Annotated in this window: 15 protein-coding genes and 1 pseudogene; 7 read left to right on the top strand and 9 right to left on the bottom strand. The window is 71.1% G+C overall.

What is annotated here, in order from left to right:
* Positions 1 to 107: 107 nt before the first annotated feature.
* From OG207_RS17510 to OG207_RS17485, 6 genes are all read right to left on the bottom strand, one after another.
* Positions 108 to 410: a hypothetical protein gene (locus tag OG207_RS17510; protein ID WP_329099460.1), complete on the bottom strand. Its 303-nt coding sequence runs from the start codon at positions 408 to 410 to the stop codon at positions 108 to 110.
* Positions 411 to 553: 143 nt separating this feature from the next.
* A complete protein-coding gene (locus tag OG207_RS17505) occupies positions 554 to 1,312 on the bottom strand; it encodes a succinate dehydrogenase iron-sulfur subunit (RefSeq protein WP_189733159.1) in 759 nt (252 codons plus the stop codon).
* Positions 1,312 to 3,066 (bottom strand): succinate dehydrogenase flavoprotein subunit, encoded by a 1,755-nt coding sequence (sdhA, locus tag OG207_RS17500; RefSeq protein WP_329099459.1) that lies wholly within the window; start codon positions 3,064 to 3,066, stop codon positions 1,312 to 1,314. The genes OG207_RS17505 and sdhA overlap by 1 nt, the downstream gene beginning before the upstream one ends.
* Positions 3,067 to 3,089: 23 nt before the next feature.
* Positions 3,090 to 3,572 (bottom strand): succinate dehydrogenase hydrophobic membrane anchor subunit, encoded by a 483-nt coding sequence (locus OG207_RS17495; protein ID WP_030010307.1) that lies wholly within the window; start codon positions 3,570 to 3,572, stop codon positions 3,090 to 3,092.
* Between the two features lie 5 nt (positions 3,573 to 3,577).
* Positions 3,578 to 3,958, bottom strand: coding sequence for a succinate dehydrogenase, cytochrome b556 subunit (sdhC, locus tag OG207_RS17490; RefSeq protein ID WP_329099458.1), 381 nt, complete (start codon positions 3,956 to 3,958; stop codon positions 3,578 to 3,580).
* 152 nt (positions 3,959 to 4,110) lie between these two features.
* Positions 4,111 to 4,743 (bottom strand): 2-oxo-4-hydroxy-4-carboxy-5-ureidoimidazoline decarboxylase, encoded by a 633-nt coding sequence (locus OG207_RS17485; protein WP_329099457.1) that lies wholly within the window; start codon positions 4,741 to 4,743, stop codon positions 4,111 to 4,113.
* Positions 4,744 to 5,083: 340 nt separating this feature from the next.
* Here OG207_RS17485 and OG207_RS17480 point away from each other — a divergent pair, with 340 nt between their 5' ends.
* Together OG207_RS17480 and OG207_RS17475 are read left to right on the top strand one after the other, a co-directional pair.
* Positions 5,084 to 5,827 carry an RNA polymerase sigma factor gene (locus OG207_RS17480; protein ID WP_329107709.1) on the top strand — a complete coding sequence of 248 codons (744 nt, stop codon included), beginning with the start codon at positions 5,084 to 5,086 and terminating at the stop codon, positions 5,825 to 5,827.
* A complete protein-coding gene (locus OG207_RS17475) occupies positions 5,827 to 6,876 on the top strand; it encodes a hypothetical protein (protein WP_329099456.1) in 1,050 nt (349 codons plus the stop codon). The genes OG207_RS17480 and OG207_RS17475 overlap by 1 nt, the downstream gene beginning before the upstream one ends.
* Before the next feature lie 318 nt (positions 6,877 to 7,194).
* Here OG207_RS17475 and OG207_RS17470 read toward each other — a convergent pair whose 3' ends face one another.
* Positions 7,195 to 8,085 (bottom strand): L,D-transpeptidase family protein, encoded by an 891-nt coding sequence (locus OG207_RS17470; RefSeq protein WP_402694062.1) that lies wholly within the window; start codon positions 8,083 to 8,085, stop codon positions 7,195 to 7,197.
* 205 nt (positions 8,086 to 8,290) lie between these two features.
* Between OG207_RS17470 and OG207_RS17465 the strand changes: the two genes are divergently transcribed.
* Together OG207_RS17465 and leuE are read left to right on the top strand one after the other, a co-directional pair.
* Entirely contained in the window at positions 8,291 to 9,871 is a 1,581-nt protein-coding gene (locus tag OG207_RS17465) for an acyl-CoA mutase large subunit family protein (protein ID WP_329099454.1), read from the top strand.
* 45 nt (positions 9,872 to 9,916) lie between these two features.
* The gene (leuE, locus tag OG207_RS17460) at positions 9,917 to 10,567 is read left to right on the top strand and encodes a leucine efflux protein LeuE (protein ID WP_189733146.1); all 651 of its coding nucleotides are present in this window, start codon (positions 9,917 to 9,919) and stop codon (positions 10,565 to 10,567) included.
* On the opposite strand, the gene OG207_RS17455 is transcribed toward leuE, so the two are convergent.
* On the bottom strand, positions 10,560 to 11,906 hold the full coding sequence (locus tag OG207_RS17455; RefSeq protein ID WP_329099453.1) for a polysialyltransferase family glycosyltransferase: 1,347 nt from the start codon (positions 11,904 to 11,906) through the stop codon (positions 10,560 to 10,562). The genes leuE and OG207_RS17455 overlap by 8 nt on opposite strands.
* Complete coding sequence (locus OG207_RS17450) at positions 11,903 to 12,889, bottom strand: glycosyltransferase family 2 protein (RefSeq protein ID WP_329099452.1); 987 nt, start codon at positions 12,887 to 12,889, stop codon at positions 11,903 to 11,905. The genes OG207_RS17455 and OG207_RS17450 overlap by 4 nt, the downstream gene beginning before the upstream one ends.
* A 176-nt stretch (positions 12,890 to 13,065) precedes the next feature.
* On the opposite strand from OG207_RS17450, the gene OG207_RS17445 reads away from it, so the two are divergent.
* The 3 genes and pseudogenes from OG207_RS17445 (at position 13,066) to OG207_RS17435 (ending at position 16,094) form a co-directional block, all read left to right on the top strand.
* Positions 13,066 to 14,397, top strand: a complete 1,332-nt coding sequence (locus OG207_RS17445; RefSeq protein ID WP_329099451.1) for a DUF6716 putative glycosyltransferase — start codon at positions 13,066 to 13,068, stop codon at positions 14,395 to 14,397.
* Positions 14,394 to 14,765: pseudogene (locus OG207_RS17440) on the top strand (acylneuraminate cytidylyltransferase family protein); the annotation flags it as partial. The gene OG207_RS17445 and the pseudogene OG207_RS17440, both read left to right, overlap by 4 nt.
* A 420-nt stretch (positions 14,766 to 15,185) precedes the next feature.
* Positions 15,186 to 16,094, top strand: a complete 909-nt coding sequence (locus tag OG207_RS17435) for an N-acetylneuraminate synthase family protein (protein ID WP_329107706.1) — start codon at positions 15,186 to 15,188, stop codon at positions 16,092 to 16,094.
* The last annotated feature ends 9 nt before the right edge of the window (positions 16,095 to 16,103 follow it).

Here is a 16,103-nt window from a genome sequence, read left to right as displayed (position 1 = left end):
GACGTGCTTGCGCACCAACTCGCCCTCCGTGCTTGCCGGGAGGCGGGGACAGAGCGGTCCCCGGGCTTGGCCCGACTTCGCGCGTGCACAAGGGGTGACGACGAGGGTCAGTACCGAAAGCTTGACCGCCCCTCGCTGAGATAGATCATCCACGGGCGGATCGGCTCACCGCCCACCACAGGCCGCAGTTCCACACCGAGTTCTCGCACAGCGGCGAGCGCGCCGATCAGGTGCTCGGGAAAGCGCTCACGTCGTGCCTCCTCCTGAGCGGCGAAGAGCGGACCGAGCTCATCCCAGCCGGCTGCCGGCACGAAACGGCAGAGGAACCACGGTTGATCGACATGCACGTCCCAGAGCGCACCGACCAAGGTGTCGCCGTGCCAGACCTCGTATGCGGCCGTCTCCTCCACGGATCCCTCCCCGGTTCCTTGCCGGACGGTATCCGCGGCGCACACGAGCCGCGAGACACCAATGCGCCATGATCTGCGGGGGAACGACGAGGCCCCGCCCCCGGGCGAACCGGGGACGGGGCCTTCGCACTCGGACCGGAAGGTCAGAAGCGGCGCGTGATCAGCGCACGCTTGACTTCCTGGATCGCCTTCGTGACCTCGATGCCACGCGGGCACGCGTCGGTGCAGTTGAAGGTCGTGCGGCAGCGCCACACGCCGTCCTTGTCGTTCAGGATCTCCAGCCGCTGCTCGCCGGCCTCGTCGCGCGAGTCGAAGATGAAGCGGTGCGCGTTGACGATCGCCGCCGGGCCGAAGTACTGGCCGTCGTTCCAGAACACCGGGCACGAGGACGTGCACGCGGCGCACAGGATGCACTTGGTGGTGTCGTCGAAGCGCTCGCGGTCCTCGGCGGACTGCAGGCGCTCGCGCGTCGGCTCGTTGCCCTTGGTGACCAGGAACGGCATGACGTCGCGGTAGGCCTGGAAGAAGGGCTCCATGTCGACCACGAGGTCCTTCATCACCGTGAGGCCCTTGATGGCCTCGACGGTGATCGGCTTCTCCGGGTTGATGTCCTTGATCAGCGTCTTGCAGGCGAGCCTGTTCTTGCCGTTGATCCGCATCGCGTCGGAGCCGCAGATGCCGTGCGCGCACGAGCGACGGAAGGTCAGCGTGCCGTCGAGGTCCCACTTGATCTTGTGGAGACCGTCGAGCACGCGCTCCTTCGGGTCGATCTCGACCTGGAAGTCCTGCCAGGTCGACTCCTCGGAGATCTCCGGGTTGAAGCGGCGGATCCGGAAGGTGACCGTGATGAACGGCGAGGCGGCGGCCGCCGCCTCCATCTTGTCCAGGGTGGGGGTGGCCATCAGTACTTACGCTCCATCGGCTGGTAGCGGGTGACGACGACGGGCTTGTAGTCCAGCCGGACGGAGTCCTTGCCGTCGTCGCCGACCTCGCGGTACGCCATGGTGTGGCGCATGAAGTTGACGTCGTCGCGGTTCGGGTAGTCCTCGCGGTAGTGACCGCCGCGGGACTCCTTGCGCGCCAGGGCGGACACGGCCATGACCTCGGCCAGGTCGAGCAGGTTGCCCAGCTCGATGGCCTCCAGCAGGTCCGTGTTGAAGCGCTTGCCCTTGTCCTGGACGGACACGTTCTTGTAGCGCTCGCGCAGCTCCGCGATCTTCTCGACCGCGGTCTTGATGGTCTGCTCCGTACGGAACACCATCACGCACGCGTCCATCGTCTCCTGGAGCTCCAGACGCAGGTCGGCGACCCGCTCGTTGCCCGTGGAGTTGCGTAGGTGCTCGACGAGGTCGGCCACCTGCTGCGCCGGGTTCTCCGGGAGCTCGACGAAGTCGTTCTCCTGGGAGTACTTGGCGGCGGCGATGCCGGAGCGCTTGCCGAAGACGTTGATGTCCAGCAGCGAGTTGGTGCCCAGGCGGTTCGCGCCGTGCACCGACACGCACGCGACCTCGCCGGCCGCGTACAGGCCCGGGACGACGGTGGTGTTGTCCGACAGGACCTCACCCTCGACGTTGGTCGGGATGCCGCCCATGGCGTAGTGCGCGGTGGGCTGGATCGGGATCGGGTCCGTGTACGGCTCGATGCCCAGGTAGGTGCGCGCGAACTCGGTGATGTCCGGGAGCTTCGCGTCGAGCTGCTCCGGCGGCAGGTGCGTGAGGTCCAGGTACACGTGGTCACCGGCCGGACCGCAGCCGCGGCCCTCACGGATCTCGGTGTAGATGGAGCGCGAGACGACGTCACGGGACGCGAGGTCCTTCATGACCGGCGCGTACTTCTCCATGAAGCGCTCGCCGTCCTTGTTGCGGAGGATGCCGCCCTCACCGCGGGCGCCCTCCGTCAGCAGGATGCCCATGCGCCAGATGCCCGTCGGGTGGAACTGGAAGAACTCCATGTCCTCCAGCGGCAGGCCGCGGCGGTAGCAGGCCGCTTGGCCGTCACCCGTGAGGGTGTGCGCGTTGGAGGTCACCTTGAAGAACTTGCCGGTGCCGCCGGAGGCGTAGATGACGGCCTTGGCCTGGAACACGTGGATCTCGCCGGTGGCGAGCTCGTACGCGACCACACCGGCCGACTTCTTGACGCCGTCCTCCTCGACCAGGAGCTGGTCCAGGACGTAGAACTCGTTGAAGAACTCCACGCCCTCCTTGACGCAGTTCTGGTACAGCGTCTGGAGGATCATGTGACCGGTGCGGTCCGCGGCGTAGCAGGACCGGCGGACCGGGGCCTCGCCGTGGTTGCGCGAGTGGCCGCCGAAGCGGCGCTGGTCGATGGTGCCGTCCGGGGTGCGGTTGAACGGCAGGCCCATCTTCTCCAGGTCGAGGACGGCGTCGATGGCCTCCTTCGCCAGGATCTCGGCGGCGTCCTGGTCGACCAGGTAGTCACCGCCCTTGACCGTGTCGAAGGTGTGCCACTCCCAGTTGTCCTCTTCCACGTTGGCCAGCGCGGCGGCCATGCCGCCCTGCGCGGCGCCCGTGTGGGAGCGGGTGGGGTACAGCTTCGTCAGCACGGCGGTGCGGCTGCGCTTCGTCGACTCGATGGCGGCGCGCATGCCCGCGCCACCGGCGCCGACGATGACGGTGTCGTACTTGTGGATCTTCATTGGTTTCGCCTCAGCCCCGTTGCCTAGCGGATGTTCGGGTCGAAGGTGAAGATCACCAGCGTGCCCAGAAGGATGGTGAACACCGTGGCGGTGTAGAGCAGGCCCTTCAGCCACAGCCGCGTGTTGGCACGCTCCGCGTAGTCGTTGATGACGGTACGCAGGCCGTTGGCGCCGTGCAGCATGGCCAGCCACAGCATCAGCAGGTCCCAGACCTGCCAGAACGGGGAGGCCCAGCGGCCGGCCACGAAGGCGAAGCCGATCTTGGACACGCCGCCGTCGAGCACCAGCTGGATCACGAGGTGGCCGATGACCAGGACGACGAGCACGATGCCCGAGAGGCGCATGAAGAGCCACGCGACCATCTCGAAGTTGCCGCGGGTCGAGCGCGGGGTCTTGCCGGTCCGCTTGCGCGGGGCCTCGATGTAAGGCGCCGGGTTGTCCACGTCGTAGAGGGAAACGCCCTCCACGTCGCCGACGCCCTTTTCGAAAGAAGTGTCAGAAGACATGCGTGTCACTTCCCGAACAGTTCAAGGTAGGCGTGGCCCAGTACGGGGTACAGGGCCAGGGCCATCATCACGACCCAGATGCCCACGACGGTCCAGAGCATCTGCTTCTGGTAGCGCGGGCCCTTGGACCAGAAGTCCACGGCGATGACACGGAGACCGTTGAGCGCGTGGAACAGGATGGCGGCGACGAGGCCGTACTCCAGCAGCGCGACGATCGGAGTCTTGTAGGTAGCCACGACATCGTCGTACGCCTCGGGGGAGACGCGGACGAGAGCGGTGTCGAGGACGTGTACGAACAGGAAGAAGAAGATGAGGACGCCGGTGACTCGATGAGCCACCCAGGACCACATTCCTTCCCGGCCGCGGTACAACGTTCCAGCCGGCACGGAAAACCCTCCGGAAGCGGGGCGGGGGCCAGCCGGCTTCTTTGTCGGTCGGGCCCGGCCGGGTACGGTCCTCCGGCCCCGGACATCGTAGCGACGCTTTGTCGGTTCCCTTGCGCGGGGTCCATCGGTGTGATCAAACAGGCACGTACGGGCTATCCCACAGGGGCGAATAGCCCGATTTCCGTGGCAGTCAGCCCATCCGGAGAGGTCAGCCAGCGTGTCAGATCCCGGAGCCGGGCCTGAGCGACACGACGCAGCTCGTCAGCGGAGATCGAGCGCTCCTCGTCGACCTCGTGGCCCATCCTGCGGCGGATCGCGCCCAGCAACTGGTCGGCCTGCTCCTCCGGCGGGTGCCCGTCGAGGCAGATCACGAAGGCGTGGCCGAACTTTCGTTCGTACTCCGCGTGGGCCGCGTCGAGGGCCAGCAGGGCGGCGTACGGAGCCCCGTGGTCCAGCTCCGCCGAGCACTCCGCGGCCAGGGCCTCGGTCAGGTCGCCCTGCGAGAGGTCGTACGAGGCCTCGTCGGCGGCGGCGAGCAGGGTCGCGGAGTCCGGGTAGGGGCGGTGCGCCGCCACCCGGTGCGCCCAGCGGCGGCTTCCGCAGCAGTGCAGCAGGACGGCCCGGGCGGCTTCGGGGGACAGGGCGTTGAACCGGGCCAGTCCGAATCCGTGAGGAGGGGCGGAGCTTCCCGTGGATCCGGTCCGGGAGGTGCGCCCTGGGGCCTGTGCCGGAAGGTGGCTGGACAGCAGGGGGCTCCTCGGGGCGCGGCGGGGGTGTACCGCCACGCTATCGACGCAGGGCAGGGTGTGTCGTACCGATTCGGGGATTTCACCCGGAAGTGAGTCGAAAGGATGACGTGAGCGCCACGGACGGGCAGGGTGAGGGCCCCGGGAAGGGGAGGGCGACCGAGGCCGCCACCCCCCACAGGAGAGGCCCCGGTCGCCGTCCGTCACGGGCTCGTGCGACAAGCCCGTACCCCTGTCAGCGCCTCGGGTGCGTTTTCTGTCACACCTCGCTCCGCACAGGATTGGTTGCGCGTTGTATCACTCGTGGACGAGAGGTGCTTGAAAGCCGTAACGTGCTGATTTGCGCCACACGTACAGGACAGTGAACGGGTTGGGGACTTTGCTGGGGGACGACGCGGAGCTGACCGCCGCGGTGCTCGCGGCACAGGACGGCGACGAGAACGCGTTCCGTGCTGTGTACCGCGCCGTGCACCCACGGCTGCTGGGATACGTACGCACGCTCGTCGGGGACGGCGACGCGGAGGACGTGACCTCGGAAGCCTGGCTGCAGATCGCCCGCGACCTCGACTCCTTCACGGGCGACGCCGACCGCTTCCGCGGCTGGGCGGCCCGCATCGCCCGCAACCGCGCCCTCGACCACATCCGCATGCGCGGCCGCCGCCCCGCCATCGGCGGCGACGACACCGAGCTGACGAGTTGGGCCGCCGAGTGCGACACCGCGGGCGCGGCCATGGAGTCCCTCGACACCGGGCGCACCATGGCGCTCATCGCGCAGCTGCCGCAGGACCAGGCCGAGGCCGTCGTCCTGCGCGTCGTGGTCGGGCTGGACGCCAAGAGCGCGGCCGAGACCCTGGGCAAGCGGCCCGGTGCCGTACGGACCGCGGCCCACCGGGGCCTGAAGAAGCTGGCCGAGCTGCTCGGTACGGAGGGTGGCTTCGAACCGGACCCGGACACCGGATCGGATCCGGCTCCGACGGTCGGCCATAATGCCCGTGGCCAGGCATGGGGCGGCGGGGGCGGGAGGGATCTCGACGCCGTACCCGCGCAGCGTGGCCGGAGCGGGGGCTTCGTAGAACAAACCGGTGTGACGGATTCACGTTGGCGGACGCAGAAGGACATGTGATGGCCGACGAGCGCAACAGGTGGCTGGACGAAGCCGCTGCGGAAAAACTGCTGCGCGGCGAACCGGTGGAACCTGTGGGGCCGGCCGCCGATCAGCGTGCCCGGAACGAGGCCGCGCGGCTGCGTGCCGCCCTGGACGCCCTCGGTGGCGTGAAAGGTCCGCTGCCCGCGGGCACGGAACTGCCCGGTGAGGACGCGGCGGTGGCCGCCTTCCGTACGGCGCGCGGCGGCGCGCGCCCGTCCGCGATTCCTTCCGGGGCGTTTCCCGTGACGGCCGTGTCCGCCGAACCCCTGGTCGACCTCGGCCGCATCGTGCCTCCGCCCGCGCCCCGGCGCGGCCGGGCCGTGAGCTTCGGCCTGGCGGCGGCCCTGGCCAGTGTCGCCGTCGGCGGACTGGCCGCCGCGGCGGGCGCCGGGCTGCTGGAGCGGTCCCGGCACGACAGCGCGGGACCCGGTCCGGCGATGTCCGTGAGTGCCGGCGAGGACCCGGCCCTGGGCATCGGCAGCGGAGCTCCGAGCGCCAGTCCGAAGCCCACGCCCACCTCACTGCCGAGTGGCTCGAATCCGACGCACGCCCCCGGTACGGCGCAGCCGCCCGGTACGGACGGGCCTGCCGCGACGCCCGGGACCGGCGCGGGCGACGGCACCTCCTCGGGCTCGTCGGCGACGACCGGCTCGGGCAAGGACCTCCAGAGCGGCGCGGCGGCCTCGGGCGGCACGGGCAGTACGGGCAGCAAGGACGGCGACCGGGACACCTTCGGTGGCGGCGACACGGCCGGCAAGGACCGGGACCGCGAAGGCGAGAACCGTCTCAAGGTCGCTGACCTCTGCACGGAGTTCAAAGCGGGCCGGCTCGACGAGACCCGCCGCGAGCGGCTCTCGCGCCTGGCCAACGGCCTCACCCGGATCCCGGACTACTGCAAGTCGGTGCTCGACGACGGGAGCTCCGGCGGCAAGCGCAGCGGCACCCTGGAGGGCGGGACGCTCAGGGCGCCGACCCTGACGCCGGCGATTCCGCGGGGTTCGGTCGACCTGCGCACCGGCCGTTGATGCATGTGCTGACCTGCCTGTAACACTTTTCGAACCGGTGGCGCAGTACATATCGAGCCGACTGGTCATCGGCCGCGCATGAGCCGGGGTTCCCCCCGTACCCCTGGGCTCTGCGCAACCGGCGCGGGCGGGGCACGTTCCCCCGGCCCTGCCCGCGCCCATTACGTTCGGACCGGGAACCGAAGAAGCCCGAGGCGATGCCTCGGGCTTTTCGCTTGCTTCCTGTCCGTCGCGGGCCCGGGCGCGGGTGCGGCCTCGGGCACGGTCTCGGGCACCGCGGGACCGGACGGCGGTCCCGCCCCCCCGCCCCGGCGGGCATCACCAGTAGACGACGACCTTGTCGCCGACCCGCACCTGGTCGAACAGCGCCGAGAGCTTCCCCTTGTCCCGGACGTTCACACAGCCGTGCGAGGCCCCGTTGTAGCCGCGGGCCGCGAAGTCGGCCGAGAAGTGCACCGCCTGGCCGCCGCTGAAGAACATCGCGTACGGCATCGGCGTGTGGTAGATCGTCGACGTCCACTCCTTGGCCTTCCAGCCCACGTCGAACACGCCCTCGCGGGTCGGGGTGTTCTCGGAGCCGAAGCGCACGTCCATCGTCGAGACGACCTTGCCGTCGATCATCCAGGCGAGCGTGCGGCTCTCCTTGCTGATGCACATGACGCGGCCCTGCATGCAGCGCGGGTCCGGGGCGTCGACCTCGTTGACGGTCGACGGACGCAGCTCGTCGGCGGTGGGCTTCTTGCTGTCGCTCTGGATCTTCTTCCAGCTGGCCTCGTCGACCGAGCCGGTCGCGTTCAGCCCGTGCTTCGACTGGAAGGACTTGACCGCGGCGGTCGTCTTGGAACCGTAGAAGCCGGTCGGTGCGACCGACATCAGCTTGAGCTGGCGCAGCCGGGCCTGGAGCTCGCGCACCTGCTCGTTCTCGTCGCCGTTGGCCATGATCTGCTTCACCGACGGCGAAGGGGAGGAGGAGGGGGAGGCCGACGCGGAGGAGGAGGCGGAGGCGGAGGCGGACGGGGACGCCGAGGCCTCGCCGGGCTTGTTGTCGGTGGAGGGGGACGCTTCGGGGGAGCTGCCCGCCGTGGGCGAGGACGGAACCGAGGAGGCGGAGGCGACGGGCTCCGTCTTCTGCGATCCGCAGGCGGTCGCGGCGAGTGCGACGGCGGTTGCCACCCCGATCGTGCGGATTATGACTCTCTGGCGCTGCATTGCAGTCCCCCCGGTTTCTACGTCGTGTATCTAGGTGATGCTCCGCGTGCGTGGACAGTTGCGCTCGGCTCCGGGATGTTGCGCCATTGTGACCGGCAGCCGTCCGCAGCCTTGCGAAGCGATGCGCGGCTGGGGGCGCCCCAGCGGGGGCTCGGGGAGGTCCCGCCGGTCCCGGGCCCGCTTGCTCGACGGAGGACTGCGTCACATGGCACACACCGAGAGCGGAATCCCCATCGAACCCGTCTACGGGCCCGATGACCTGACGGGGTGGGACCCGGCGGCCGAGCTCGGGCAGCCCGGCGACTTCCCCTACACGCGGGGGATTTATCCGAACATGTACACCGGTCGGCCGTGGACGATGCGGCAGTACGCCGGCTTCGGCACGGCCACCGAGTCCAACGCCCGCTACCGGCAGCTCATCGAGGGCGGCGGCACCGGGCTGTCCGTCGCCTTCGACCTGCCGACCCAGATGGGGCACGACTCCGACGCCCCCCTCGCGCAGGGCGAGGTCGGCAAGGTCGGCGTCGCCGTCGATTCGCTCGACGACATGCGGACGCTGTTCGACGGGATCCCCCTCGACCGGGTCTCCACCTCGATGACGATCAACGCGCCCGCCGCGCTGCTCCTGCTGCTCTACCAACTGGTGGCGGAGGAACAGGGCATCTCGGGCACGCAACTGACGGGGACGGTCCAGAACGACGTACTGAAGGAGTACATCGCGCGCGGGACGTACATCTTCCCGCCCGGCCCCTCGCTACGACTGACGGCCGACACCTTCCGCTACTGCCGCGCCGAGATCCCCCGCTGGAACACGATCTCCATCTCCGGCTACCACATGGCCGAAGCCGGCGCCTCGCCCGCGCAGGAGGTGGCCTTCACCCTCGCAGACGGCATCGCCTACGTCCGGACGGCCCTGGCGGCCGGGATGGAGGTCGACGCGTTCGCGCCCCGGCTCTCCTTCTTCTTCGTCGCCCGCACCACCCTGCTGGAGGAGGTCGCGAAGTTCCGCGCGGCCCGGCGGATCTGGGCCCGCGTCATGCGGGAGGAGTTCGGGGCTCGGGACCCGAAGTCGCTGATGCTGCGCTTCCACACCCAGACCGCGGGGGTCCAGCTCACCGCGCAGCAGCCGGAACTGAACCTCGTACGGGTGGCCGTACAGGCCCTGGCCGCCGTCCTCGGCGGCACCCAGTCGCTGCACACCAACTCCTTCGACGAGGCGATCGCGCTCCCGACCGAGAAGTCCGCCCGCCTCGCGCTGCGCACCCAGCAGGTCCTCGCGCACGAGACGGACGTGCCGCACACCGTGGACCCCTTCGCCGGGTCGTACGCGGTGGAGCGGATGACGGACGAACTGGAGGCGGCGGCGCTCGCGCTGATGCGCCGGATCGAGGACCGGGGCGGGGCGGTCGCCGCGATCGAGGCCGGGTTCCAGAAGGCCGAGATCGAGCGGAACGCCTACCGCATCGCGCAGGAGACCGAGAACGGGGAGCGGGTGGTGGTCGGGGTCAACCGCTTCGCGCTGGAACACGAGGAACCGTACGAGCCGCTGCGCGTGGACCCGGCGATCGAGGCGCGGCAGTGCGCGGCGCTGGCCCGGCTGCGGGCGGAGCGCGACGGGGCGGCGGTGGCGGCGGCGCTCGCGGCCCTGAAGGAGGCGGCGGCGGGGACGGCGAACGTGCTCTACCCGATGAAGGAGGCGCTGCGCGCCCGGGCCACGGTGGGGGAGGTGTGCGGGGCGCTGCGGGAGGTGTGGGGCACCTACGAGCCCACCGGTTCCACCTGGTGAAACACACTGGCGCGACAGGTGCAACCCTATGGGACACTCCTGCGCATGCTGGGTGTGACAGATCTTCCGACTTATCTCGCCGGCCTGGTGCTGATCATTTTGCTGCCGGGGCCGAACTCCCTCTACGTGCTCTCCGTGGCCGCTCGCCGTGGGGTGCGCACCGGGTACAAGGCCGCCGCCGGGGTGTTCACCGGCGATGCCGTGCTCATGCTGCTGACCGCCGTGGGCGCCGGGGCGCTGCTGCGGGCGAGCCCACTGGTGTTCACCGTGGTGAAGTTCCTCGGCGCCGGGTACCTGGCCTGGCTGGCCGTGGGGATGATGCGGGGTGCCTGGGCGCTGTGGCGCACGCGCGCCGAGCGGGCCGAGGCGGAGGCCGCCGTCCCCGCCGATCCGGCCGAGAACGAGCGGCCCTACCGGAGGGCGCTGCTGATCAGCCTCCTCAACCCGAAGGCCATCCTCTTCCTGATGTCCTTCTTCGTGCAGTTCGTGGACCCGTCCTACGCCTACCCGGCGCTGTCCTTCCTGCTGCTGGGCGGTCTGCTGCAGACGGGCAGCTTCCTGTACCTGACGATGCTGATCTTCGGCGGGACCCGCCTCTCGGCGGCCTTCCGGCGCCGCAAGCGGCTGTCGGCCGGGGCCACCTCGGCGGCGGGCGTGCTCTTCCTCGGCTTCGCGGCCAAGCTCGCCGTCAGCTGATGACCCGGCGCAGCCATCCCATCCGCCGCACGGCCCGGCGCACCGCCCGGCTGCGCGGCAGGAACGACAGCTGCGCCGGGATGCCGCCCGGCAGGCCGAGCGCGGTCAGCCGGCGGCGCGTGAAGTACCGCCAGGTGTGCGGGGTCAGGCGCTTGGCCAGGTAGGCCTCGGCCGCCGGGCGGCGGGCGGCCAGGATCTGCGGCTGCATGGTGAACCCGACGGCGGTGAGCAGCGCGGCCGGCTCCGCCCGGACCTGCTCGGGGGTCGGTGGCGTCCAGGCGCGGACGGCCCCGGCGTCCGCGAGGTCCGGAAGCAGCGCGTCCACCAGGGCCAGCGGGACCCGGTTGCTGTTCGGGTACGGGGTCAGGGCGGCCAGCACCGCGTCGGTGCCGGTCCGGGCGACGGGGAGCCCGTACAGCGTGGCGGCGGTCAGCAGCCCGGTGGAGAAGCAGCCGACGACCAGCGCGGGGCGCAGCCGCTGGTAGAGGGTCTCGGCCAGGACCGGGGCGGCGATCACGGTCAGCCGGGCGCCGAGCCGCTCGGCCTCCTCCTCGGCCCGGCGCCAGTACGCGGCCGGGGCGCCGGGGTGCGGTTTGAAGACCAGCTCCCGGTGGCCGAGGGCGTGCGCGCCCCGGACCATCGACACGTGCAGCTCCTCCTCCTCGGCCAGGGTCATCAGGTCGAGCGCGGAGAGGTACTGGCCCAGCAGGAGGGCCGGAGGGTCGGTGGGCCAGGGTGCCCCGTCCGCGGTGGCATCGGCGAGCTCCGCGAGGACCTTGAGGAACGGCTGCGTCGGCACCAGTTCCACCCGCACCCCGAACTCCGTCAGCAGCAGCGGCTCCAGCCCGGGCACCAGGTCCAGGTGGAGCACCCGCCGCACCCGCATCCCGAGCTGGGGGTCGAGGCGGAAGCGGGTGGGTCCGTAGCTCATGAGCCCGTCGGCGTAGACGTCGACGGCCGCGCCCGGGAAGAGCCGGCACAGGCTCTGGGCCGGCGGGACCTGGAGGGACTCCACGATCAGCTCGACCCGGTCCTCGCCCAGGTTCCACAGCGTGCGCAGCTGCCGCTCCCAGATCGGGACGTCCTCCGCGCGCGGGGCCCAGGTGCTCGGGTGCTGCGGCTCGATGACGCGGTTCCAGTCGAGGACCTCGTCGAAGCGGGGGCGCAGGGCGGCGAAGCCCGGCATGTCCGTGACCCCCGGGGTGACCTCGGCCGTGACGGCGTGGTTGCTGGTCAGCAGGATGCGGCGGCCGGCGGGCGGGAAGGATCCCGCGTCGATTCCCGCCGCGAGCGTGGCCGCACCGTAGAGGGTGGAGGCCAGGAAGATCTGGGTGGTCATCGGGCACCCGCTCCCGACGGGGCGGGGCGGCGGCCGGTGCGCAGGCGGCGCAGCACGGTGGAGCGTTCGACGTCCATCGAGTCCAGGGCCTGGTCCAGTACGTCCTGCGGCATGCGGCCGAGCGCGGCCGAGCTCATGAGACGGAGTTTCTTGGCCACGTCCGGCTCGAACCTTTCGATGGACCCGAAATGGTGGGCGATAATTGCACAATAGGTTCGGACGGCTTTCGGGAGCAGTCGATCGCATTCTCGATCGGCGATGACCTCCGCGAGCACTTGATCGAATGCGCGGATGAAATCGAGCTGCCGTTCGTCCCCCACCTGCGTCAACGAAGTGGAAACCCCGCGCCGATAGAAGATACCGGGCAGCCCGACCGCGGCGAACGACTCCGCCTCCCGGTGCAGCCGCCAGATCCACGGCCGGTCCTCCGCGGTCCGCAGCCCGTCGGTGAAGTGCAGCACCCCGCGGTCCAGCAGCCGCCGGTGGTACATCCCGGCCCAGGCGTACGGATAGTCCACCGAGGTGGCCCGGTCGGCGGGCAGGATCGCGGCGCGCGGCGCGGCGACCACCGATTGCGGGCCGTAGGGGACGCGCTGCACGCTCCGCGTGCGGCCGGTGCACCGCACATGGTCGGTACGGACGAAATCGCAGCTCAGGGACTCTATGGCGGCCAAGGTCCGGGCCAGGTGGCCGGGCGCCAGCCAGTCGTCCCCGTCCAAGAAGGTCAGGTACTCGCCGCGGGCCGCGTCCAGGCCGGTGTTCCGCGCGGTGGCCAGGCCGCCGTTGCGCTCGTGTCTGAGGTGCACCGCCCCCGGCAGCTCGCGCGCCGCCCGTTCCAGCAGGTCGGGCGTCCCGTCCGTCGAGCAGTCGTCGACGAGCAGGAACTCGAAATCCTCCCGGGCATTGAGTTCGAGACTCCTCAGGGCGTCCGGTGCGTACGTCTGCACGTTGTAGAACGGCACGACAACAGAGAGCTTGGGCACCTGCGAGACATTAGGGCGCCGCCCGTCATTCACTGTGGCCCGTACGCGGAATCCATGTGAACGGCGCGGGGCGGGCGAGTTAACCCGTGCGCTTTCGCATTTAGTCGACGCGTTGTTAACCCGCTGTTGTGCGGTCGTTGGGCCGATCACCGAAATCGCGGAATAGCTTCTGCCGCGTGCCAGAACGCAAACGCGTCGCCGTACTCGCCGATTCCGATACGCGATGGAAATGGGGCGCACTCACCGCCCGCCGTCTCGTACCCGACCACCAACTCACCGGATTCCTGCTGCGCGGCCGGGCCACGCCCACCGCGCGCCAGCTCGGCGAGGTGGGGGTGCGGGCCGACCGGCTCTCCGAGGTGACCTGCGCCGAGTTCCTCGCCGAGATCGAACGCGAGCGCTACGACGTGGTCGTCCTCGCGCTCGTCGGCGGGGCCGTCCAGGCCGTCCTGCACGGGGCCCGCGCCCTGTGGCCCGCCCCCGCCCGGCGCCCCGTCCTCGTCACCGGATACGTCGGAGTCGTATACGAGAAGCTCGCCGACGGGCTGCTGCTGCGCCACGGCGCCGACCTCGTCCTCGCCAACTCCCGCCACGACGCGCAGCGGTTCCGCGCCGTGTACGAGGGCGTCGGCGCGGACGCCGCCGCCGTCACCGAGACCGCCCTGCCCTTCCTGGGCGGAGCGCCGTACGAGCCGGCCGTCAGCCGCGCCCGCACGGTGGTCTTCGCCGTTCAGCCCTCCGTGCCTGACAGCCGCGCCGACCGCGCCTACCTGCTGGAACGGGCCGTCGGACACGCCCGGCTGCACCCCGAGCGGGACGTGCTGATCAAGCTGCGCAGCAAGCCCGGGGAACACACCACGCACCTGGAGGAGCAGCCGTACCAGCGGCTCGCCGAGAAGGTTCCGGGCGGACTGCCCGCCAATTGCCGCCTGGTGTACGGGAACATGGGCGAGGTCCTGGACGGCGCCGACCTGCTCGTCACCGTCTCCTCCACGGCCGCCCTGGAATCCCTGCACCGGTCCATCCCGACGGCCGTCCTCACCGACCTCGGCATCCGCGAGGCCCTCGGCAACCACCACTTCCTCGGCTCCGGCTGCCTGGCCTCCTGGGACCAGATCGACTCCGGTCTCCTCCCGGTGGGCGACCCGGCCTGGTTGGCGGCGCAGGGCGTCCTGCCCGCCGCGGACACGGGTGGGGGCGCGGCCACGGGCGCGGACGCCCACGCCGTCGCCCGGGCCAAGGTCGCCGGACTGCTCGCCGCCGCCCGGCTGCCCTCGCCCGCCCCCTACTACACGCGCACCACCGCACCCGGATACCTCCCCGGGATCCTCGCCCGCCACCACCTCGCACCCGACGGCACCCCGCTGCCCGGCGCGGTGCGCCCGGCCGCGGGGGAGTCCCGGCTGCGCCGCAGGCTCCGCGGCCACCTGCGCGAGGCCGCCCGCGGGGCCTACCGGCACGGCGTGCAGCGCGTGGCCCCGGTGATCCGCAGGTTGGGGGAGCTGTGAGGGTCCTCGCCGTCATCCCGGCCCGCGGCGGCTCCAAGGGGGTCCCCGGCAAGAACCTCGCCGAGGTCGCCGGCACCCCGCTCGTCGCCCGCGCCGTCCTGGCCTGCCGGGCCGCACCGACCGTCACCGACGTGGTGGTCTCCACCGACTCCGAGGCGATCGCCGCCGCCGCCCGCGCCGCCGGGGCCGACGTCATCGCCCGCCCCACCGCGATCTCCGGCGACACCGCGAGCAGCGAGGCCGCGGTCCTGCACGCGCTCGCCGCCTTCGAAGAACTGCACTCCCTCGTCGTGGACGTGGTCCTCCTCGTCCAGTGCACCAGCCCCTTCCTCGCCACCTCCGACGTCGAGTCGGTCGCCGTGGCCGTCGCCTCCGGGTCGGCCGACTCGGCCCTGACGGTGGCCCCGTTCCACGGGTTCCTCTGGCGGGAGGGGGCCGACGGCTGCGGGGCCGGCGTCAACCACGACGCGGCGCACCGCCCCCGGCGCCAGGACCGGTCGCAGGACCTGCTGGAGACGGGCGCCGCCTACGCCATGGACGCCGCGGGCTTCCGCAGCGCCCGGCACCGGTTCTTCGGCCGCACCCTCCCCGTCGCCACCGACCCCGCGCGCGTCCTGGAGATCGACGACCCGCACGACCTGGCCCGCGCCCGACTGCTCGCCCCCCTGCTCGACCCGCGCCCCGACGCACACCCCGAACGGCCCGTCCCGGATCCGGACGCACACCCCGACCCGCAGCCCACGCCCCGTACGCCCCGTACACCCCCGCACCGAAGGACGCCTCCTGCCATGACGACCACCCCCGACTCCCGCCTGCGCAGCTTCGGCCCCCGCACCGCCGGCCCCGGCCGCCCCGTCTACGTCGTCGGTGAGATCGGCATCAACCACAACGGCGACCTCGGCAACGCCTTCGCCCTCATCGACGCCGCCGCCGAAGCCGGCTGCGACGCCGTGAAGTTCCAGAAGCGCACCCCGGAGATCTGCACCCCGCGCGACCAGTGGGACATCGAACGCGACACCCCCTGGGGCCGGATGACCTACATCGACTACCGCCACAAGGTCGAGTTCGGCGAGGACGAGTACCGCGCCATCGACGATCACTGTGCCAAGCGCGGCATCGACTGGTTCGCCTCCCCGTGGGACACCGAGGCCGTCGCCTTCCTGGAGAAGTTCGACGTCCCCGCCCACAAGGTGGCCTCCGCCTCCCTCACCGACGACGAGCTGCTGCGCGCCCTGCGCGCCACCGGCCGCACCGTCGTCCTGTCCACCGGCATGTCCACACCGCAGCAGATCCGTCACGCGGTCGAGGTCCTCGGCAGCGCCAACATCCTTCTCTGTCACGCCACTTCGACGTACCCGGCCAAGGCTGAGGAGCTCAACCTGCGGGTGATCAACACCCTCCGGGAGGAGTACCCGAACGTCCCGATCGGCTACTCCGGCCACGAGACGGGCCTGCAGACCACCCTCGCCGCCGTCGCCCTCGGCGCCACCTTCGTCGAGCGCCACATCACCCTCGACCGCGCGATGTGGGGCTCCGACCAGGCCGCCTCCGTCGAGCCCGGCGGCCTCACCCGTCTCGTCCGCGACATCCGCACCATCGAGACCGCCCTCGGCGACGGCGTCAAGCGCGTCTACGAGTCCGAGCTCGGCCCCATGAAGAAGCTCCGCCGCGTCCGGGGCGAGCTGGCAGCCGTCTGAGCCCCGCCG

This window comes from Streptomyces sp. NBC_01439, assembly GCF_036227605.1.
Classification (GTDB): domain Bacteria; phylum Actinomycetota; class Actinomycetes; order Streptomycetales; family Streptomycetaceae; genus Streptomyces.
Note: the sequence above shows the minus strand (reverse complement) of the source record. Positions and strands in the feature narration are given on the sequence as shown.